Annotated in this window: 18 protein-coding genes; 6 read left to right on the top strand and 12 right to left on the bottom strand. The window is 54.8% G+C overall.

What is annotated here, in order from left to right; translation table 11 throughout:
* The first annotated feature begins 58 nt into the window (after positions 1-58).
* Positions 59-928: a hypothetical protein gene (locus OLTU_RS13710; RefSeq protein ID WP_141733333.1), complete on the top strand. Its 870-nt coding sequence runs from the start codon at positions 59-61 to the stop codon at positions 926-928.
* 135 nt (positions 929-1,063) lie between these two features.
* Positions 1,064-2,950, top strand: a complete 1,887-nt coding sequence (locus tag OLTU_RS13705) for a sensor histidine kinase (RefSeq protein ID WP_141733332.1) — start codon at positions 1,064-1,066, stop codon at positions 2,948-2,950.
* A 3-nt stretch (positions 2,951-2,953) separates the two neighbouring features.
* Here the strand turns inward: OLTU_RS13705 and OLTU_RS13700 are convergent, their stop codons facing one another.
* The 9 genes from OLTU_RS13700 to OLTU_RS13660 form a co-directional block, all read right to left on the bottom strand.
* Complete coding sequence (locus tag OLTU_RS13700) at positions 2,954-3,316, bottom strand: BON domain-containing protein (RefSeq protein WP_176736605.1); 363 nt, start codon at positions 3,314-3,316, stop codon at positions 2,954-2,956.
* Between the two features lie 94 nt (positions 3,317-3,410).
* Complete coding sequence (locus OLTU_RS13695) at positions 3,411-4,877, bottom strand: protein-glutamate methylesterase/protein-glutamine glutaminase (protein ID WP_218110025.1); 1,467 nt, start codon at positions 4,875-4,877, stop codon at positions 3,411-3,413.
* Complete coding sequence (locus OLTU_RS13690) at positions 4,877-6,718, bottom strand: CheR family methyltransferase (protein ID WP_141733330.1); 1,842 nt, start codon at positions 6,716-6,718, stop codon at positions 4,877-4,879. Before OLTU_RS13690 ends, OLTU_RS13695 begins: the two co-directional genes overlap by 1 nt.
* 12 nt (positions 6,719-6,730) lie before the next feature.
* On the bottom strand, positions 6,731-8,512 hold the full coding sequence (locus OLTU_RS13685; RefSeq protein ID WP_176736604.1) for a HAMP domain-containing methyl-accepting chemotaxis protein: 1,782 nt from the start codon (positions 8,510-8,512) through the stop codon (positions 6,731-6,733).
* An 11-nt stretch (positions 8,513-8,523) separates the two neighbouring features.
* Positions 8,524-9,027, bottom strand: coding sequence for a chemotaxis protein CheW (locus OLTU_RS13680; protein WP_141733328.1), 504 nt, complete (start codon positions 9,025-9,027; stop codon positions 8,524-8,526).
* Positions 9,024-10,805: a chemotaxis protein CheA gene (locus OLTU_RS13675; RefSeq protein WP_141733327.1), complete on the bottom strand. Its 1,782-nt coding sequence runs from the start codon at positions 10,803-10,805 to the stop codon at positions 9,024-9,026. Before OLTU_RS13675 ends, OLTU_RS13680 begins: the two co-directional genes overlap by 4 nt.
* A gap of 263 nt (positions 10,806-11,068) precedes the next feature.
* Positions 11,069-11,575, bottom strand: a complete 507-nt coding sequence (locus OLTU_RS13670; protein WP_141733326.1) for a response regulator — start codon at positions 11,573-11,575, stop codon at positions 11,069-11,071.
* A gap of 179 nt (positions 11,576-11,754) precedes the next feature.
* Positions 11,755-12,141 carry a response regulator gene (locus OLTU_RS13665; RefSeq protein ID WP_141733325.1) on the bottom strand — a complete coding sequence of 129 codons (387 nt, stop codon included), beginning with the start codon at positions 12,139-12,141 and terminating at the stop codon, positions 11,755-11,757.
* A 159-nt stretch (positions 12,142-12,300) separates the two neighbouring features.
* On the bottom strand, positions 12,301-13,146 hold the full coding sequence (locus OLTU_RS13660; protein WP_141733324.1) for a hypothetical protein: 846 nt from the start codon (positions 13,144-13,146) through the stop codon (positions 12,301-12,303).
* A gap of 150 nt (positions 13,147-13,296) precedes the next feature.
* Here OLTU_RS13660 and OLTU_RS13655 point away from each other — a divergent pair, with 150 nt between their 5' ends.
* Positions 13,297-13,611 carry a hypothetical protein gene (locus tag OLTU_RS13655; RefSeq protein WP_141733323.1) on the top strand — a complete coding sequence of 105 codons (315 nt, stop codon included), beginning with the start codon at positions 13,297-13,299 and terminating at the stop codon, positions 13,609-13,611.
* 135 nt (positions 13,612-13,746) lie between these two features.
* Positions 13,747-14,844 (top strand): AI-2E family transporter, encoded by a 1,098-nt coding sequence (locus OLTU_RS13650; RefSeq protein ID WP_141733322.1) that lies wholly within the window; start codon positions 13,747-13,749, stop codon positions 14,842-14,844.
* 27 nt (positions 14,845-14,871) lie between these two features.
* On the opposite strand, the gene OLTU_RS13645 is transcribed toward OLTU_RS13650, so the two are convergent.
* The 3 genes from OLTU_RS13645 to OLTU_RS32330 form a co-directional block, all read right to left on the bottom strand.
* Entirely contained in the window at positions 14,872-15,615 is a 744-nt protein-coding gene (locus OLTU_RS13645; RefSeq protein WP_141733321.1) for a hypothetical protein, read from the bottom strand.
* 136 nt (positions 15,616-15,751) lie between these two features.
* The gene (locus tag OLTU_RS13640; RefSeq protein WP_141733320.1) at positions 15,752-16,168 is read right to left on the bottom strand and encodes an ABA4-like family protein; all 417 of its coding nucleotides are present in this window, start codon (positions 16,166-16,168) and stop codon (positions 15,752-15,754) included.
* A 63-nt stretch (positions 16,169-16,231) separates the two neighbouring features.
* The gene (locus OLTU_RS32330; protein WP_218110024.1) at positions 16,232-16,438 is read right to left on the bottom strand and encodes a hypothetical protein; all 207 of its coding nucleotides are present in this window, start codon (positions 16,436-16,438) and stop codon (positions 16,232-16,234) included.
* Positions 16,439-16,446: 8 nt separating this feature from the next.
* Between OLTU_RS32330 and OLTU_RS13635 the strand changes: the two genes are divergently transcribed.
* Entirely contained in the window at positions 16,447-18,627 is a 2,181-nt protein-coding gene (locus OLTU_RS13635; RefSeq protein ID WP_141733319.1) for an amidohydrolase family protein, read from the top strand.
* Between the two features lie 229 nt (positions 18,628-18,856).
* Positions 18,857-21,625: a 7TM diverse intracellular signaling domain-containing protein gene (locus OLTU_RS13630; RefSeq protein ID WP_176736603.1), complete on the top strand. Its 2,769-nt coding sequence runs from the start codon at positions 18,857-18,859 to the stop codon at positions 21,623-21,625.
* Positions 21,626-21,628 lie beyond the last annotated feature (3 nt).

Here is a 21,628-nt window from a genome sequence, read left to right as displayed (position 1 = left end):
AAAGATTGGGGAATGAAGGATAAAATCCTGTATTACTCCAATAAAAACAGGTATCCAAATGAGTTCTTCTTTGGGAAGCGTGGCCAGTCATGTCAAGAGCGTCCTCGATCGCGCCGAGGCCGCAGGGATCAGCATAGAACCTGTGTCTTCGCGGTTTAGCGAAAAACTCTGTTCCTCCCTTGATGTCGCGCCGGAAAACGCGGCCCCGGTTCAGCATATCGTGGGTGCCTTGGAAAGAACCTTGAATCGCAGCCACGACGATGCGCGGCTGGTCCTTTCTCTCTGTCTCTCGCTGCAGGAATATTCCGGTCTTGTCATGCCCGACCTTCTGAAGAAGATCGAGCGGGCCATCAAGTTTCTCGACAAGCCCGCACCAGCCACCGTGGTTCGCACCATTAAAACCTCAAGCGCCGCGGCCCTGCATCCCAAGGTTATCGAGCTGCACGATCTGGATGCCATCACCGCGCTCAGCAAGGCGCCCCAGGACAGCATCAGTCAGGTGGAAGGGGACCATGAACTGCTGCGCGTCGGGACCGAAGAGATCAATCTTGCCACCAGCAGCAAGCGTGAGATCGAAGCGGCCGTGCGCAAAGTCAAAGCCGAAGCGAAAAAATCAAACGGCACCGAACGAAAAAAATCCGCTCCACGGGAGCTTCCTCCTGACGAGGAAAGCCTTGAGATGGAAATGGCGCCTGCTGACATTCATGATGAGGAGGAGCTGACCATTCCCGAGGATCTGCCTGGCGAATTGGATGAAGCCGCTCTGGTTCTCTCCAAACTGCTGCGTTCCATGCCACGCAAAGGGCGGCTCAACAATCTTGCCGTTGTGATCGAGGAAGCCAGAAAGCTTCTGGAATTTACGCGTCGCGATCTCATTGTCACGCGTCAGCAGGTGAACGATGATCCTGTCTATGGGGATTTGAATTAACCAGGACTATGGGCCGTTTCTGCGGCACGGTCATAGTTCCTTCTCCTGGCATGCGCCTCCAGGCCACTTCCTCGTTGACAGGATGTTGGTGTCCGGAAAATAACGAAGGAGGGGCTGGATGATACGAGGGGATGGATGCAGAAAAACGCTAGGGCTTTGGGACACTCTGTCCTGGCCTGTCTGATATGGCTTGTGCTCACAACGCAGATTCTGGCCACAACACACCTCCTTCCCATCACCCTGGATGCAGACGGTTCGACAAGCGTCGGCACCGGCTTTCTCCTGTATACCGATCCCAACGGCCAACTCGGGATCGCTGATATTCTGCAAAAGGATCAACAGCAACAGTTCCAGCCGGTTCAATCCCAGCAATTGAACACCGGATACACCAGCGCCAGCTTCTGGCTGAAATTCGTTCTGCACAACGGCACTTCCGAAGAGGACTGGCATTTGGTTGGCGTTCTGCCCTATCTGAACGTCAAGGCCTGGCGTCTGACGTCCACGGGCGTCGTGCAGGAAGAGCCGACGGACCATAGACCGGTCATACCGATCGTTTTAAAAAGCGGTACTCTTAATACCTTTTTTGTGCGCGTGCAAACACCCTACCTCGCTGATCTGCATTTCAGAATTATGAACCGCAGGGTCCTGACAGACAGCATTCATCGACGCACGGTCTTTGTGTCAATTATCGCGGGCTGCTTTCTGTCCATGGTCGTTTACAATTTTTTTCTTCTGCTCAGTCTGCGCGATCGCAATTATTTTTATTATCTGCTGTTCGCTCTCATCAACATTCATCTGAACCTGATGGCCGCCCAGTTTCCCGCCAATATCATGACCTGGTTTGGCATCAACTGGTGGGCGCTTGAGCCGCTTTACGTACCCATGGCACCCATGGTCACTCTGGTCTTTGCACGTTCCTTTCTGCAAACCAAACAACACCTTCCCAGGCTGGACACAATACTGCGGCTTTACATGGTCGGCCTCGGCCTTCTGATGCTCGCTTACCTGGTCGTGCCACGCGCTCAACTCATGAACATCATCAACGCATATATGGTGGTGGCCATTGGTCTGCTGCTGCTGGCCGGTTTTCGTTCGCTGCAGACAGGTTTTAAGCCGGCCGCCTATTTTCTTGCAGGCCTCGGAACCTTTTTGATCGGCATGCTGATCCTGCTCATGAAATCCATGGGCATCCTGCAAAGCAATTACTTCACCAACAACATTTACCTCGTGGGTCATAGCGCGGAGATGCTGCTGATGTCGCTGGCGCTGGGCGGCCGCATCAAACTCCTCGAAGCCGCCAAAACCCGGGCCGAAGTCACAGTCCAGGTGAAAAGCCGTCTTCTGCGCATCATCTCGCATGATATCGTCACGCCGCTCACCGTGGTCAAGGCCACCGCGTATTACCTGAAGAAGGAAAGTCACGACATCGCCCGCGTGGAGCGCATTGTGCGTGCTGCCACCATTATCGAGGATATCGTCGGCTTTATTCGCAAAAAGGAGTCGATGGAAAGCGGTGAGGAACTGGAACTTGGACCGGTGCTCCTGCAACAGGTCTTTGATGAAATCGCCTTTCTCTTCCAGGATAAGGCTCTGGAAAAACGCATTGAGCTCAACTTCAGCCTGGAGCACCCAGGGCTTGCCATCCAAGCCGAGCCGGTGAGCTTCAGCAATGAGGTCATGGGCAACCTCGTATCCAATGCCATCAAGTATTCTTTTCCCGACAGTCGGGTGGACATTGACGCAAGCCTCAACCCGGACGGGAGGGTCATCATCACCATCAGCGACAGTGGTCTCGGCATGGATGCCGGCACCCTGGAAAGTTTCTTTGATCCTTCCAAAAAACAAAGGCGCCAAGGAACCAATGGGGAAAAAGGGATCGGCTTCGGCATGCCTTTGGCCAAAGCTTACATCGACGCTTATGGCGGCAAAATCGAGGTCGAGAGCCGGGCGCGTGAAGAGCATCCCCTGAACTCCGGGACCACCGTTCGCATTGTGCTCGATGCCGCCGCCCACCTTCCCTGAAAGCTAGGGAACGACCTGGAGTTCACTCTCCACATGCTCAGGACCGGCCACATCCAGAGCATATTGCTCCACCAGGGCCCTCTCCGCTTCCGTGCGGACGGGACCTTTCAAAACCACGTGGCCATCAATGGTGATGATTTTCACATTCTGGGCATAAAGCGAGAGCGTATCATCCTTCACCACGGCCTGACGGATCCTGCGAGTGATCGTGATATCCGCATCGGCATTGCTCTGGTGCTCGGCACTCAAAGCCGATCGGCCTTCCGGAGCGCTCGTCATGATGGTGACGAACTTGTTTTCAGCTTCGGCGATGGAAAGAGACAGACAAGCGACACCGGCCAGGACTATCGCTATTTTTCGTTTCATAGGGCCTCCAGCATGCATGAACTCCAGCTTTCTTCAGCCAGCTCATCCCATGCACGAGTCATGCCTGACGCAGGAAGGGAACTCTCTACCCCATTCAACTGGAGAATCGGGATCTCGGGTCCTGCCTCATCCATTCCAGAATGACCTTGGGAATCTCAAACAGGTGGGCGGTATGCTCGGCGGCTCCTATTCGCACAGCCTCACGCGGCATTCCAAAGACAACGCAGCTCTCTTCATTTTGCGCGATGGTATGGCATCCGGCCTGGCGCATTTTCAAGAGCCCCTGAGCTCCATCAGCCCCCATTCCCGTTAGGATGACACCGAAGGCTCGGCTGCCTGCCGTTTGAGCAACGGAATTGAACAGGACATCGACCGAAGGTTTATGACGATTCACCGGCATCTCGTCGGTTACTGACACTGAATAGAGGGGGCCTCGTGACTGAAGGCGCATCTGTTTTCCACCGGGTGCAATGAGAACGCGCCCCGGTCTTACGCTATCACCATCCATCGCCTCTTTGACTTCAAAGGGGCATATCTCGTTCAACCTTTTCGCGAAGGCCTCCGAGAAAACCGGCGGTATATGCTGAACGATCAGAATGGGCGGAATTTCTTCAGGGAGCCTGAGAAGGAGATCCTTGAGCGCCTCAGTTCCGCCTGTGGACGCGCCAATCGCAATGATGACGTTGCGGTTCATGCCGGCGGATAGCGCGGGCAGGCGATGGTAGGAGCTGAGCCTTGCTGCAGTCTGGACCCTGGCGGTGGCTGCCGTCTTGATTTTTTCGATGATGGTTGGGCCGAGGGCAGAAAGGCTTTGCAGCGAAGGCTTCTGAATGTAATCGATGGCCCCGGCTTCCAGGGCTTCCAAAACAAGAGAACCCTGATCCAGCCCAACCGAGGTGATCATGATGATGGGCAAAGGCTGTGTAGCCATAATTCGCTTCACCAGCTCAACCCCAGTGATCTGTGGCATGTGAATATCCACTGTGATGACGTCGGGAGCCAGGCGCTTGATGGCAGCTTCCACCTCACATGGATCTTCAAGGGCCGCCACGACTTCGATCGCAGCGTCAGCCGCCAACACCTTCGTCAGCAATTTGCGTATGGTCAGGGAATCGTCCACGAGAAGAACTTTGATTTTTTTCGGTGCTGGGTCGGGCCGGGGCGCCGCATTATCCCCCACGCAGGCCAGGCGCAAACGGTTGTTGCCTGGATAAAAGATGACGAGCAGGGCCTGCGCCGCTCTCCCCACCACTTTTGCCTGACGGAGTTGCGGAGGGGACAGCTCTCTGAGGTGAGCGAGAGCCTGGTCGGTCCCCAGAATTTTGGAGTTCCATGTGCCTGGATCACATTTGAGAAAGCCCTCAATCCGTCTCAGGGCCGATGTCAACTGCGAAGCTGTGAGCGTTGAAGCCTTGAGAGCCAGGGCACAGGACTTGCCGTCCACATCGACCACGATAAGAATATCGTCCTGGAGCTCGAAGGAAATGGCCTCGCCATCGAGCGCCGTCATGATGCAATCAGGCTTCGCTGGGACAAGCTTCTTTTCCGTCTCTCGCGTCATCAGCTCCTGCACAGGAAAAGGGTTGAGAGATAGGCGAAACTCGTCGCCGGAGAAACGTCCGACACACTGTGATGGATGGCTCCTTCACGCGTAAGATCCTCCAGGAGGACCTGTCCCGCGGGCCACGATTCGATCAGTTTAATCCTGGCCGGAGTCAGGTCGCCAAAGATGAGAATGCTGGTATGATCCGGTGCCCTGCCCTTGACGACCTGAGCCCCATGGGACGCAAGATCACCAACCAGGATTCGTTTGCCGTCAGCAACAAAGGCGGACGGCGGCACAGCCTCGATCTCCAGGCCTGTCGTGAGCGTACGAAGCTGCTGAACCAGGGCAGGCAGCGCTCCTCCCAGGCCTTCCGTAAGAACCACGATCGGGGCCTGACAGTTTTGCCGCAAATCACTCAGAGTTCGCGCCAGGGTCTTTTGCTCGCCAAAACCTGCGAGGACCAGGCAGAGAGCCTGCGGATGGGCCTTTTGCGACGGCTGGATGGAGGCCGTTTTCTCGAACTGCAGCGGGGTGGATGCTCGGAATTTCCTTCTCACAGCGCAGGCCAGCTTCATCCGGATTTCATCACCACGCTCTTGAAGATTGTTCAAAGCCGGTTTCTCGACATAATCCGCGGCCCCTGAGTTCAAGCATTCCACGGCCAGCGCAGCATCCTCCCTGACTACCGAAGACACCATGACGACGGGAGGATGCGCGGGTGACCAATGCTTTTTTAAATATTCGAGCCCACTCATCTCGGGCATGTGGATGTCGAGCGTGACCACATCCGGTTTGAGAATGGAGATTTTGCTGACCGCATCGAGTCCATTTTCAGCGGTACCGACCACCTTAAACCCCTCCTTTTCCTGCAGCACCTGCTTCAGGATTCTGAGCACACTCGGCGAATCATCCACACACAGGACGCGGATGAGCGGGGCTGGTGCAGGCTGGGATGGCTTTGCCGGTTCGCTGACTGGAGGTTTCGACGGGAGAGCTGGCACAGACTTCACTTGTCCTTCGCGGGCGTACACGGAGGTCCCCGCGGATCGGACCGGCAACCCAAGACCCGTCAGAGTTTCGGAAACGCCGATGACCAGGAACCCGGTCTCATGCAGCCTGGTCATAAGTTTGCCGGCGATTTTCGCAATCTGCTCGCTGGTAAAATAGATAAACACATTGCGGCAAAAAATTAAATCAAAGGGACCTTCCCTCTCCATGGCATCGGCATGCAGAAGGTTGAGCACCTTAAATTGGCAACGATCCCGCAGGGAGCGTTTCACCTTGACGAAATCAGCGATATCGCCAGTCCCTCTGGCCCAATGATCGGCAAGGTAGGCAAGGGGTATGGACTTGATTTCGCGGCGATGATACACGCCATTTTTCGCGATGGCAACCGACTCAGGGTCAACGTCGGTGCCAAGAATTTCAAAGTTCAGTCCCGCACCATAGGATGACAGGTGCTCCGCCAGGAACATGGCAAGGGAATAGACCTCCTGGCCGCGGCTGCAGGCGGCGGACCAAACCCGGAGGGTGGTTTGACCGCGTGCTCTCATGCCATCGACCAGCATTTTCAAGCCTCCCGTTTCAAGAAACCGAAAATGCTGCATTTCACGAAAGAAAAACGTGTGATGAGTCGTCAGGAGTCCGACCAGCGCTTCCGTTTCCTCGGTCGGGTGGGCGGCGAGATACCGAAGATAGGCGGCCTCGTCCAACAGTTTAAGTTCGGACATGCGCCGCCTTAATCTGTTTTCCACCATAACACGCTGGCGAGGGCCCAGCTGAATGCCGGTGATGCGTGTGACGAGTGCCGAAACTTCTTCCACGAGGGAGGCCCGTTTTGGAGCGGGGCGATTCATGAGGCCCCCGAATCAGACATCTTCAAAGCGTGGATCGTTCTCGGCTGGAACGGCCTCACTGCCGGAAGCCTTGCGTAGTGTTCCATGATACGATCCTTGAGGCGCGGCCGCGGACGCCTGCCGCTTTTTCTTTTGCAGGGAAAGAACCTGACCAGGCCTTTCGGCTGCTGCTCTTGGATTGTGAACTGGCGTCGTGGGAACCAGCATCGTCGCGGCATGGGACGAGCTTCCTGTGACGGTTGTTATCAATTTGTCCACCATGCCGCGCAGAATATCCGCCTGAGCCGTCAGTTCCTCGGCGGCACTGGCTGCCTGATCGGCCGCACCTGCATTTTGCTGGGTGACCTGGTCCATCTGTCCCATGGCTTTGGTGATCTCCTGTACACCCTGAGCCTGTTCCCGGCTCGCCGAAGCGATTTCGCTGATCATGGCATTCACTTCGTTGACGCTGGTCACCACCTCGTCAAAAACCTCACCGCAGCGACGCGCGGTTATCAAGCCGCCGTCGACCTTGTCCTTGCTGCGGGCAATCATGCGCTCGATTTTTGTTCGATTATCCACGACAGTGGCTTCAACCTTGCGGATGCTCTCCTCGAGCAGCTGCGAGATTTCCTTGGCCGCGTTGCCGCTCATCTGCGCGAGGCTGCCGACCTCTTCCGCCACAACCGCAAAGCCCTTGCCATGCTCACCGGCTCGTGCGGCTTCCACGGATGCATTGAACGAGAGCAGTTTGGTCTGAAACACGATATCATTGATGACTTTGGTTTTATTGCCGATTTCTGCGATGACTTTGACGACGTTGGCGATCTCCTGATTGCTCGCTTCACTTTGCACCATGATATCTGCATTGCTCTGGCTAATGTCCGTCATGGACTGCAGCATATCCGAAACGACCCGCTTTCCGTCTGTCACGGAGGCCACGCTGCGCTGAGCAATTTTCTGCGAATTCATGGCGTTCTCTGAGTTCCGGCTGACCATGGCGCTGACCTCATCGATGGACGAGACCGTTTCCTGAACGGCAGCGGCCTGTTCCGTCGCACTCGAGGAGAGTTCAGAACCGGCGTCGGAAATCTGCCGGGAGGCACTGGCCACCTCATTGGATCCATCACCGAGCTTTCTGGCAATATCACGCAATTGACTCGACAGTCGGCTTGAGAATACGATGCCAATGAGAAAGGAAATCGTGAAGGCCGCGAGCGTCATGATCAATGACAGGAAATTTCCACGCTTCGCTTCGGCCATCGCTTCCTCTGATCTGGTTTTCGTGAGAGCATCCTGCAGACGGACCATTTTTACAAGAGTTTCATTCAACTTTTCGTACGTCGTCCGCTCTTCAGTCGTCAGAAGTTCAACAAATTCTTGACGCGACGCGCCATCTTTCGCCGTCGCCAACCTTATCATCTTTCCAACCATGCCTTTGTAGGCTTCGAAGCCAGCGTCAACGGCGTGATGCAAGTCCTCTTCGTCCTGCATTTTGTAAAACTTATCGTATTTGTCTGCATCTGCCTTCCATTGCTCAAAGGAGCTTGAGATATTGCTCAATTGCCGTTCAACCATGTCTTTGCTCGCGCCTTCGATGGCCAGGCCACGCAGCGCAATTCGAATGTCCTTCAGAGCAGCCCTCTGTTCGAAGATAATGTCTGACTTCGGGATGTTGACATCGACGATGAATTGGTATTTTTCGACGATATCGCCCACAATCACGTAGGATATGCCGCCCATCATTGCTGAGAAAGCAGCCAGGAGCAGGCACAAGCAAAGCAGTTTGGAGCGAAGACTCAAAGAAAAGCTCATACTATCTCCTATCATGCCACTTTCGGCGAGGTTGATGTGTTCCTATTTAACGCCGTCAAATCCTCGACGCTAAGAGCCTTGCAAATATCAAGCAGGAGCACCAGGGACCTGGCGCTCTTGAATACGCCTGTGATGGATTCGGCGTTCGGATTGTTCTGAATTTCCGGTGTGTTTGAAATTGCATCGGCCCCCGGGGCCTCCACGCGATTGATCGAGTCAACGACAACACCGAGGCTCATGGATCCGAGGTCGCATATGATAATGGCCGTCTCGGATGATTGCGAGGGTTTGATGGCCAGTTTGAGTCGAAGGTCGAGAACGGAGATGACCTGGCCACGCAGATTCATGATTCCCAAAAAATAGGGCGGGCTGAAGGGAACAGGAGTAATTTCAGGAACGGCGATGACCTCCTTGACCACGAGAAGCGGTATCGCAAATTCCTCCCGGCCGAGCGAAAAGCAGAGGTACTTGGTACCCTGCCCTGCCTGACGCTGCTTCTCTGATTCCGCAGTCATGCAACTCTCCTCAAAGATTTGTTGGGCATATTTCGGGAACCTGACCGTTTCACAAGGTCCGCGGGTTCAAGGATCAGAGCCGCCTTGCCGTCACCAAGGATGGCGCTGCCGCTGACACCCGAAAGATTTCGATGTTCATTGCCGAGTTTCTTGATCACGATTTGGCTTTGGGTATGGATGTCATCCACAACCACGGCGAAGGGAATTTCGGAATCCCGCATGACGATGGCAATGGAATCCTGATCGGCGACCCGCTTCGCATCCATGCCGAGCAGCCGACTCATGGCATAGAGGGGTATATTTTCTCCACGAAGCATCAGAACGTCATGGAGCGGGGTTGAATGATGGACATCTCCAGGTTTGAGCCTCAAGGTTTCGTGAACGCTGGCGAGGGGCAGGACAAATCGTTGATCCGCGACCTGGACGATAAGCCCATCTATGATGGCCAGGGTTAAAGGCAGAATGATCGTAAAACACGAACCGCTCCCCTTGGTGGTGGTCAGCAACACCTCGCCGTGAAGATCCTCGATATTGGTCTTGACCACATCCATCCCAACGCCTCGACCCGAGACATCCGTGACGACGGTTTTGGTGGAAAACCCGGGCTTAAAGATCAAGGCGAGGGTCTCCTGCTCCGAGAGGACAGTGTCCTCCCGAATCAAACCTTTCTCAATGGCTTTCGCGCGCACGACTCCGGTATCGATCCCGCCGCCGTCATCCATAACCTCAATGACCAGTTTTCCGCCCTTATGGAAGGCATTGAGTTTGATGATCCCTTGTTCCCGCTTGCCTGCGGCCAGCCGCTTTTGAGGGACTTCAATGCCGTGATCCATCGAATTGCGGATCAGGTGCACCAAAGGATCGCTGATCTTTTCCAGAATGGTCTTGTCCACTTCCGTCTCTTCACCCTGCATGACAAGTATGACCTGCTTTTGGAGCTGAGCGGCGGTGTCGCGCACGATGCGCTGCATCTTCAAAAAATTTTGTTTGATGGGAACCATTCTCAGGTTCATGGAAATGTCCTGGATTTCCTTTGTCACTTTACCGATCTGCTGCACGGTTTTTCGCAGGAGAGGGTTCTCGACGCCGTGGGTCTGTTCCTTCAGGACTGTTTGCAGAATGACAGCTTCCCCGACGAAGTTGATCAGGGATTCGAGGCGGCTCAAACTGATGCGAATATTATCGTCCACGGCGGCGGACGATGCGGGAGCAACAGCGGAGGCAATACCCGGTGCGGGGGCAGCAGCCGGGGCGGGCTGCGCAACCGAAAGGGAGGACTTGGGCTGTGGCCGTGGGGCCGGCTCCTCCTTTTCAGGAGCTTCGTTCCAGAGGGTGAGCTGCGGCTCCGCTTCCTGATGCACGGGAACATCCGCCTGGTCCTGACGGTCCGTCGCAGCCGCGACATCGCCTTGCAGCTCGGCGACCAGATCCGAGCAGTCAAAGCGCAGGGAGAGATCCGCTCGCAGACTCTCCACCATTTTCACCAGCCTATCGTTACAGCGGAGCAGGAGACTGATGCACTCGTGTGAATTTTCAACGACGTGCGACTTTAATTTGTAAAGGAAGGATTCCAGTTCATGGGTAAATGTTCCGATATCTTCAAATCCGGCTGCCTTGGAGCTGCCTTTGAGGTTGTGGGCCAGGCGAAAGACCTTATCAAGCAGGGTTTGGTTGGAAGGATCCGTCTCGAACGCCAGGTAGCACTGTTCGGCTTCTGTCAGGATCTGAGCGGCTTCTCCGAGGAACACATACTTCAGTTCGAGCTCAAAGTCTTCCACGCGTTCTTCCCTACTTTTCTTATTTGACGAGGCACAGTGAGCGTCAATTCTATCGGTGAAGTAAGGCCTTCTTTAATTCATTGCAGGGATGTGGGAGATAACACAGCCCAGACCAAGGTTAATTTCTTTTCGGATTTGCAACAGAGTGCGAAGCTGGCGGAAGAGATCCACAGAGTGGAAACGAATCAACACCTTCGATTCACGAAAAAAAATCGCCCTGCTTTCCAGCACGGGCGAGCCGCAGTTTCGTTTGAGAGATGATCTTAACCCGCTTTACGTCGATTGCTGTTGACCAGGCGTAGCAGCGAAGCCACGCGGCGATCGCGCTCTATTTTATCCTGATTCACGACATCGCCATTCAGCTGCTTGGACTCCATTTTCGCATTGCGCAATCGGCGGCTGAACTCAGCCGCGCGATAGACGCATTTCAAAAGCTCGTCGAGCTTGATGGGCTTGTCGATAAAATCAAAGGCGCCCAACCGCAGCGCCTTGCGCACGATTTCCCCTTCTCCGAAACCAGTGACCATGAGGAATGGCGTCTCAATCCTATGCATGAGCGATCGAGCCAGAACTTCTGTTCCCTGCATTCCGGGCATCACCTCATCGCAGAGGATGACATCAAAAGGCTCTGCACGGAGAATCTCGATCGCGTCCTCACCATTCTCAACACATGAGACGACGAAGCCGTTAACGATCAAGTGGTGGCTGACCAGTTCAAGAATATCGGAATCATCGTCTATAAGCAGGATTCGCGCAGAATCATTAGTCATGCGGCTCCTCCTTTCTGGAGATTGACTCTCTATCGGCAGCCGATGGATCGACCATTAAACGAAGATTTAGATCCATAACATGCGGTATTCAATGAAAAATATCAAAACATAGGCGTGGGACCTGCGTTTTCTCGTGCCGGGGCCTGCCCGTTTACGCTAGCCGTTTTCCCAACGAATTTTCAAATCTTTACTTTAAGTGGTTTTTGCATCGCCAGCGATGCGACCCTCATCAGATGTTTGGCCTGGATAGGTTTCTCAACGAAATAGACGCCGACCAGGGCCTCCGCTTCGATGATGAAATCGTCGAGGTAACCCGATATGAAGACGATGCCCGTGTACTGATTCGGCCCCGCTTCACGACGGAGAAAACGGGTGAATTCCAAACCATTCATCACCGGCATTCTATAGTCAATGCAAATGAGATCAAAGGTGCTTTCTGCACACAAATGCAAGGCCTGGGCGCCGTTCGTGGCTTTCGTGATGTCAGGCCTCTGAAAGGCCTCGTCGAGTATGTCCACCATATAGTCGAGGAAATCCACTTCATCGTCGGCTATCAAAATCTTCATGCGTCATCCAAGGTTAAAGAACCATGCATAGTTTCGCCAGCAGGGTCCGGCTGGAAAGGCTCGGCCGGCTCCACCCCGGAGTTATTCGGCCGGATTACAATTCAAGATGAGCCGATGCTTCTTTTTTTTTGCGGGGGGTTCCTAGGCGGGGTTCGGCTATCACAAAGGCCATTGCGGTGTCGTATCATCCATCCCGAAGCGAAAGTCGATATATTCCACCTGCGCCTTGAATTTTTCCAGGGCCGGCTCCGTGGATTCGAGCGGGGAATCGCCGATGATCACACTCGCATGTTCCGCTTCCGTGGCTGCATCCAGGAGATCCCAGTCCATCGTATAGTGAATGCGATAAGGCGCGTCCAGGGCATCGAAGCCCTGCAGCGTTCCGCCCTGAAAACTGCGATGGTAACCGGAACCCTCCCAGCCAAATCCGGTCAGGGTTATGGGTTTGCCGTTCAGCTGCATGACGTCCTTGAGCGCGAGGCCTGGGCGCAGGCCCGTGGCAAAGTGCAGGTCGGGGCCGATAAAACGGAGAAGCCGCGGACTTCGCTTTTCGCGCCAGTTATGCCAGACGATTTGCAGCTCGCGGCCCGTACCTGGGAACATCACCGTTCCCCACTGGCACTGACCGGCGCCGTGATAAAACAAAAAGTCCGCAAAGACCGCTCCACATTGTGTTCGCAGACTTTCCAGGGATGAGTCGACACGGAAAGGCGCAGGCGCTGCGGCCCAGGGCAAAAGATCGGCCAGGCAGGACGGATGCTGCGGTGCGGAAGCGGTGTCCGGATTCGGGCTCTCGATCGCATCGTCCGTCTCCGGACATTCCACATAGCCCTGGTCCTCCGGACTGAGGCGGATTTCGATCGGGGCTTCGGCGGAAACTGTGCCCGCTTCCCCATTCGCAACAGCAGGCGCCTGATAGGGCAGAGCCTTGTAAGCGAGATAACCGAGGCCCCCAAGGGAAAGGGTCAACCCAGCCGCTAACAACAGGATATGGTTCCGTTTCACAGGCATGCTCCTCGCCTTCGAGCCCTGGTTGACATTTCCTTGAGTTTCTACGGAATCCCCTTATGATGGGGTCGGAAATGACATCGGCCTTGCGGCCAGCCGCTTTGCACTAAGTGATGTCAGTATAGCAATTTTGGAGAAGTGTTTTCTATGGACTCAAGCACACTGATCACTTTAAAGGCTGAAGTGGAAAACATCCTGCGACGCGATCGACTGTTCGGTTCACTCCATCGTATTGAAACCGGCGAACAGGATGAATTGATTCTGAGCTGGGACAATGCCGTCCTGCGCCCGAAAACCCGGGCTCATCCCGGCCCGTATTTAAGCTTTATGGAAGAAGTCGCCGACTGCCTCGCAGACTATGGCTACTGTCTGGAAGCGGATGAAGAGGCCAGTGAAAGGGAGCGCAATAACTATCTTTTGATCGTGCCCGAGGATGATACTCTCGAAAGCGATGAATATTGAAACTCAGCCCAGGCGCCGGCCGACCTCTGGTCCGGTCCGCGCCTTCCTCCCGCCCCCTTCCTTTCAAACCCCTGACACTTGGAGAACTTTTTGCTAGGGTGCCTGACAGGCCTTGTCGCCTGAAAGGAGTCGCCTGTGAAAGATCTCTATGGACCTCATCTCTGGCAGATCAGGATGGTGCGGGACATTTTCCTCATTGCAGTCATTGTGGCCTTCTTTGGCTTTGTCAAATGGCTGTGGCCGATCTTTATGCCTATCTTTGTCGCGCTAGTCCTGGCTTACCTATTCAACCCGACCCTGCACAAGGCCAAGGCCCGGTGGAACTGGTCCCGACCTTTGACGGCGGGAATGATTATCGCGGCCGCCACGCTTCTGCTGGTGGCCTTCTTTATCTGGCTCTGGCCCATCGCCGCGGAACAGACTCAAGCACTGGCGGAAAAGCTTCCGCAGTATATCAACACCCTGGCTGAACGCAGCAATATTCAGGATCTCAATGCCGAGTTCCAGAAATGGATCAGCAGCAAACAGGGTGAGTCAGGGGTCGATCTTGCGAAAGAGGTCCTCTCACGCACGGGCCGCGCCTATGAATGGATCAAAAAAATTATTGGAGCGACCAGCTATGCAGCTCTGCTCTTTCTTTTGATTCCGCTCTATTTCTTTTTCTTTGCCTGGCGCTTTGATGCGATGGTGGAGTATCTCGATCGCTTCATTCCGCAAAGTCGCAAGGAACGCGTGGAACACATCATCAAAAGGATGGACCAGGCGACGGCCACATTTTTCCGCGGACGGGTTCTGGTCTCGCTCATCGTTGCAGGACTTTATTCCGTCGGCTGGGCGCTGGCGGATGTCCCCTACTGGTTTATTCTGGGAATGCTGGCCGGTCTTTTGAATATTATTCCCTTCGCCTCGGGCGTTTTGTGGCCGGTGGCGGTGCTTGTGAAATATCTTGAGTCCCTGGGCGCTGGCGGCGACGCGAGCCTCGTGGCGATACTGGTCTGGCCGAGTGTGGTCTTCTTCGTCGTGCAGTTTTTGGAAGGCTGGGTTTTGAGTCCCTGGGTGCAAAGCGATCAGCTGGATATGAGCGCCGCTACGGTTTTGATCGTCGTCTTCATCGGCGGTGAAATTGCCGGCTTCTTTGGACTGCTCCTGGCGCTGCCCATCGCGGCCTGCCTGAAGATCTTTTATGAAGAGGTGATCGAACCGCAAATCCTGAGGTGGGCCAACAGCACCTGAGTGCTGCGGCCACGCATCGCGGTACTTTTATTCCTTGGGGAAATTCTCGGCAAAACCTTCAAAAACTTCCGCCAGCACGTCGCGGGTGCTGGGGGCTTCGGGGGTCGGATAGGTGGCATCATCGTCCTTGCCCTGGATGGCATTCACCACCGACAGAACGTTGCCCACCGTGTTGATGGTATAGTTTCGGCTGGTTTCCTTGGATTTCGACACCTGGCCCGAGAAAGCCACATCGCGATTCTTCAGATCATAGATATGCATCGAAGCGAGCACGGTCCGCTTGTGCGTCTTGGTCACCGAGGCTGGAGTTTTGATGACCTTGCCATCATCGTTCTTGGTTTCCGACGCGGCCTGACGATTCTCACCTTTTTCCGTGGTGTCGCCTTCTATTTTCGCCAAAGCCACAAAGCGAACGCCGGGAAGCTTTTCGGCGATCTGACCCAGAGTGTTTCCATCCAGACCAGACTTGCTGTATTGATTCAAAACGATGTTATACGTGCTGTCGCCAAGAGCCTGAATCAGGGTTTCCACGGGCTTGACGCTGACGTATTCGCGTTCATCCTTGATTTCACTCAGCATGAGCGCGCTGTAGGTGTTGGAATCCTCGCGCTTGACGCCGGCCTTGGTATCCACCACACCACCGGTGACCAGGGCGCCGCTCTTCAGGGTCGAGGGTTGAAAGCTATCGCTGACCTGGAGTCCATCCACTTTGGTGGCGCAGGCGCTGGTCAGAAGAAAAAGAGCGGTCACAAGAGAAAGCTGTCCTACCATGAAATATGTCCTTATCTTGACGGGGAATACCCGGCCTATTTTGATACAGGCCTAAGCGGATGCCTCATATGACGAGCCCGTCTTCGGAATATTGCATGAAAAATCCAATGCCTTTTGGGTATCCTTCGTCAAAGACTCAGGATCGGCGCGAGAAGAACAGCCGGGTCTTGTGCAGGAGCAGGCCGACGGGTCCCAGCATCAAGGTGAGAAAGAGTTCCAACCCCAGCATCACGCGCGATCCTCCATACTGCAGGTAATGATTCGCGATCGTGCTGCCTACATAAAGATCGAAGGCGAGATAATGCAGCCAGGCACCGAGCAGAATCCAATCATTCTGAAAAACCGACCGCACCCCTTCCAGCGTTCCAAATCCTGAAAGGTCCGCGCCGCTGCTTAATATAAAACAGAGGAGATAGCCGACGGCAATCACACAGCTGACCGCTCCACTGCGCACCAGACGAGCGGTCAAGGGATGGCGGGGCATCAGGCCCAGCATGAGCCAGAACGGAATAACAGCGGTGTTGGCAACTTGATAAAGCGGTCCAGGTTCCATCGATCGCCTCCCTGCAGGGTCTTTTCTCCACAGTAAGACTCTATCAAATTCAGCCGGCTGAAGTTACCAGAACATCCACCCAGCCAGGGAAAGCCCATAGGCAGCGACTTGTCCAATCAAAAGATTTAAAGTCCGCGGCCGACCTGCCTGTTGTTTAAGCTGGGGTTTTGCGCTATCAAACGAAAAGATTTTCACAAAATCCCAAACAGGTGGGCCACAACATGTTGATAATGCAAAAGTGCAGATGCGTTCTGTTTTTTCTTTTGTCATGGGGAATCATGAGTGCCTGTCAACCCGCTCAGGATGGGCCGCCAGCCTATGAGCTCGCGCAGGGTTGTTATGCGATCCAAAAACCTCTCAGCGAACAAAGGCTGGGAGCCACAGGCCGGAGCGGCTATCGTCTGTTGGCTGAGGCGGAAAGGGAGCAGGCCTCCGCATTTTTCCTAAAGCCCACGGGCCTCGGTCGCTTTCTTCTCTCCGATGCTGAAGGCGCTCTGCTGGGCGCGGATCAGTTGAATTTGCGAAGGCTTTGGCATGCGGATGCAAAAGCGGAATGGATCATCCGCAAACTCGAAATCGTTCACGACGGCCAGGCGGTGAATGGAGCCTATACGATGATCGCGGCCTCGAATGAAGCGCGACTCCTGATGCGTGATGGGTCCTTCGTTCTTCAGGCTCCCCCGATCGCCTCCCTGAAACCCGAGGAAACAGCTCTGGAATTTGTTGCTCTGGAACCTTCCGCCTGTCGGGCCTTTCCGGAAGCGGACCTGAACGCCGAGGTCAGCCCCGAATTTGATCAGCCTCAGGACACCGCGAACGGTGTCTTCGGCTTTGTCGACTATCATACTCATCTGGCGTTTCCGAAGGCTCTGGGCGCCGCTGCGATGTCCGGCCATATCTTCCATCCTTACGGCATCACCGAAGCCCTGGGGGAATGTTCCCAGCTGCACGGGAAAAATGGGGAATGGGATCTCCTGGAAGGTCAAACCTCAAGCGGGAATGGTTCCGGTCACGCCGTGCAGGGCTATCCGGATTTCCCTTATTGGCCCAATCGCACCACTACGACCCATATTCAGGCCTATTACCGCTGGATTGAACGGGCCTACCTTGCCGGTCTCAGGCTGATGGTCACCAATACCACCGGCAATCCCACGTTCTGTCAGCTGCTCCAGATCCTCCATCCCAAGGCAGCGGAAGGTGATTGCCGCAGCGATGCGGAAGTTGGTCAGCAGGTCCGTTACATTCATGAGCTGCAGAATTACATCGACGCCCAGGAAGGCGGGCCCGGCCAGGGCTGGTTCCGTGTCGTCAACTCCTCGCGGGAAGCGCGCGAGGTCATTGCGAACAATAAACTCGCCGTGGTCCTCGGCAGCGAATACGGAACGCTCTTTGATTGTACCGAATCTTCGGGGCAGTGTGATGAAGCCTATGTCGATCGGAAACTCGATGAACTTTATCAGATGGGTGTGCGTTCGGTTTTCCCCATTCACCGCTTCGATAATGCCTTTGGTGGAACAAAGCCCGCAGGCGGCACCAGCGGAGCCTGGATGCATCTAACCAGCAAGTTGAGCACAAGCCAGGTGGAGCATCTCGGGGATCTTTTGAATCCGGCAAAACTCCTCTTCAAACCCATCGGCGGCCATTACTGGGAACTCGAAAAATGTCCGGAGGGCGTTCACGGCACCCAGGGCGTGCTCAGCATGAAGAAGTTCATAGAAGAGGATTTCAGCTTCCTGATCGATACCGTGAAAAAGGTGCCCGTGATCGGTGAATTCGCCGCAAAGCTGCTCGGCTGGGTCTTTATCGATAAACTGAAACCCCTGCCCGAATACTCCGAATTCGCCGGTGGAGTTCCCGCCTGCAATAAGCGGCCGCTCCAGAATATCGGCCGCTATCTGATCCAGCGTCTGGCGGAAAAAGGCATGATCCTGGAAATCGACCACATGGCCTACCCCACTCTTTTGGATACTCTGGCCACGCTCGAGGAACTGAACTATCCCGGCTTTGTCTCGTCCCACGGCTGGATTGAAAATCGTCCCGACATTCGCGAGCGCATGTTCCGTCTCGGTGGACTCATGGCCTCGTCCAATGGGCGTCCGCGGGATGCGGCCCAGGCCATCCACCAATACAGTCGCGAGCGCGGGGTCTTCTTCCCACAGTCCGGCGTCGGCATCGGCAGTGACATTCAGGGTGTCAGCTCGCAGGCCATGGGCGAGGACGATATCACCATCACCTATCCCTTCACGTCGGTCGACGGCAAGGTGCAGTTTCTCCAGCCACAGACCGGCAATCGCATCTTCCACTATGATCGCGAGGGTGTGGCCCACTATGGTCTGCTCGCGGAATGGGTGGAGGAATTGAGACAGGTCGATGCGCAGGCCGTCCATTCCCTCATGCAATCGGCCGAGGCCTATCTGCAGATGTGGGAAGCGGCCGAGGAGCGCGCCGCAGCGCTCTAAACAGCCTCAGACAAGCCATGGCCCGGAGCCCCATCGCGCGGCTCCGGGTGACCTGCCCCCCCATCCCCCACTGGCCCGCCTCATTCCTTCTTACACGTAAGTAAGTTTTCTTCTGCTGAAAAACCATTCACGTCAAGGTGGATTTTGTCGATAGAACAAGGACGGACAATAGGAAGGGTGATTTATGGGTCTCAAAAGAATAATACTATCAAAGATGTGGCTCCTCTTGATGTTGTTATCAAGCCAGAATCTGTCAGCCTTGACCGCCCCTTCGGTGATCCTTACGGAAGAATTTCTCCGGAAACAGGAAGCCATCGGTGCCTATATGCTGACCGCCTCCGACAAGGAAGGCGTCATGACCCCCGACCGGATCATGTCGGGGGAATTCGACCAGGCTTTTGAATCCCATGGGGATAAGAAAACCATTTCCTATGGATACAACCGTCGCTGGCCACACTGGGGGTACTTCAGTATCACCAATCCGGAAGACAGTCCCCGGAAGGTCTATATGGAAGCAGGCTACAGTGCGATCGACTTCCTGACTGTGATGAAAATCACGGACAGCGGTGAAGTGATTTCCAAGCAGCTGCTCGGTGACAAGCTGCCCTTCTCGGACCGTCCCATCCAGTACCGCCACCCCATTTACGAATTGAAACTGGATCCAGGGGTCAACCACTTCCTCGTGAAGATGGAGACGACATCCGGTGTTATCTTTGACTTCACGCTCTATACGGAAACATCGCTGAAGAACACCAAACTGCAGGAGCTGATCATCGTCGGCCTCCTGCTCGGCGGTATTCTGACCATTTTCCTCTACAACCTTTTCCTTTATGTCACAACCGGCGATCGCAATTACGGTCTCTATATCATCTATGTGGCCTCCTACTTCTGCTTTGCGATGGCGTACTTCGGTATTTTCCCTTATATCGCCTTTAATACCTGGGCTGATGCGCCTTTGACCGGCTGGGACCTCTATCTCATGATCGACGGCATCTCGATCGGTGGCTGTCTCTTCACCATTGGCTTTTTGAATTTGAAGAAGGAAGCTCCGGTCTTCTATTGGATACTTCTGAGCTTTTGCAGCCTTTGCACCCTGAACTTCGCCAGCAATCTCCTGTTCCTCCATGGCCGCATTCCTCAGCTGCTGAGCCTGTCCATCGCCAGTTCATTCTTTTGCGGTGTGATCCTGCTGGCCGCTGGTATTCGCATGATCATCAAAGGCTATAAGCCTGCTGTCTATTACACTGCGGCCTGGACTTTCGTTATTATCGGGAACAGTCTCGTGATTCTGGCCGGCATCGGCGCGATCGAACGCAACTTCATCACGACCTGGAGCCAGCTGATCGGCGCCAACCTGGAAATGATCTCCCTCTCCTTTGCTCTGGGTGCCCGCATCAACCTCATCAAGTATCAAAAGCTCCAGGCGGAGCGGCAGATGCTGAAGGAAGCGGAAGAGAAGAAGAAGCTGCAGGCGGAATTGATCTCCACGCAGGAAGAAAACATCCGCACTCTCGATGGCAAGGTCAAGGAAAGAACCCGCGATATCCGCGAGATCCTGGCCAACATCCATCAGGGTATCTTCACCTTCCGGGCGGATATGAACCTGGGCGCTGAAGTTTCTGATTATCTTGTGAAGATGATCGGCCGCAATGATTTGGTCGGCCAGAGTCTGCAGAACGCGATCCTGTCGCGCACGAACCTTTCGGCCAACCAGATCTCACAGGTCATGACCGCGTTGTCCTTCTCGTTTGGCCAGGACATTGACTTCGGTTGGGAAACCAACAAGGGCAGTCTGGTCCGTGAATTCCAGATTCAGGAGGAAGGCAAAACCCTGCATGTGGAAGCGGAATGGGGTGCCATCACCAATGACGACGGCGAAGTGGAAAAAGTTCTGGTGGCCCTGCGGGACATCACCGAACTGAAGGAATTGCGGGCCAAGGCGCAGCGCAAAGAGCTCGAAGCGGCCATGCTGCTCGAAATCCTGGCCAACGATATCGAAAAAACGCAGAAGTTCATCAACCGGACCATCAATGCCTGGCGCGAAGTCGATGTCAACCTGCGGCGTCTGGCCGATGACAAGGATACCGCCTATCCGATTCTGTTCCGGACCTGGCATACCATCAAAGGCAACGCCCGCTCCCTGGGTTTCGCTCGGATCGCCGACGCCGTTCACGATGTGGAAGGCCTGCTCAAGGACTACGGTTCGGATTCACGCACGGAGAAACTGGAAAAGCTCTATGTTGCGGCCTATGCGTGCTTTGACTTCATCAAGTCCTATGATACGGTCTTCAATGATAAATTCGCGCGATTCTTCAACCAGCAGAAGGCCAAACAGGGCCGTCTTCTGGAAGAGTTCTTCCACGATTTGATCACGCCGTCCCTGGAAAAGGTGGCGAAGGATACCGGCAAGCTGGTGCCTCAGGTCAACATCCAGAATCCGAATAGACTGATGATCCTCAGTGATGAGATCGAGGATATCGCTCAGAATATCTTCCATCATCTGATCCGCAACTCGGTCGATCATGGCATCGAAACAGCCGAGGAACGGAAACGCGCGGGCAAGAAGGTGTTCGGCGAAATCTCGCTGGAAGTCAGCATCAGCCCGACCAAGGACGCCACCTTCATCTACCGTGATGACGGTCGCGGCCTGAACCTGTCCCGTGTTTATCAGATTGGTCTCGAAAAGGACTTTTTAACGGAATCGGCGACGGTCGAGGATATGGTCGAGGCCATCTTCGAGCTCGGCTTTTCAACCGCAGAAAAAACCACCTTGATATCCGGTCGTGGTATTGGCATGGACGCAGTTCGCCACTATTGTCGATCCCTCGGCGGCACCTTCAAGGTTGTTCTGGATCAGGAAGTGGATGAGGTCATGGTCAAACGCATCAAAACCAAGGGTGCGCCGCATGTCCTCATCGGGTTCTCATTCCACTACCAGATCAACCTGCGGAATAACAATGTTACGGGTGGCAAGAGCCCGGTCGCCAAGCTCGCTTGATCC

The organism is Oligoflexus tunisiensis (genome assembly GCF_001748245.1).
Lineage (GTDB): Bacteria > Bdellovibrionota_B > Oligoflexia > Oligoflexales > Oligoflexaceae > Oligoflexus > Oligoflexus tunisiensis.
This window is presented reverse-complemented; position numbering and strand designations above follow the sequence as displayed.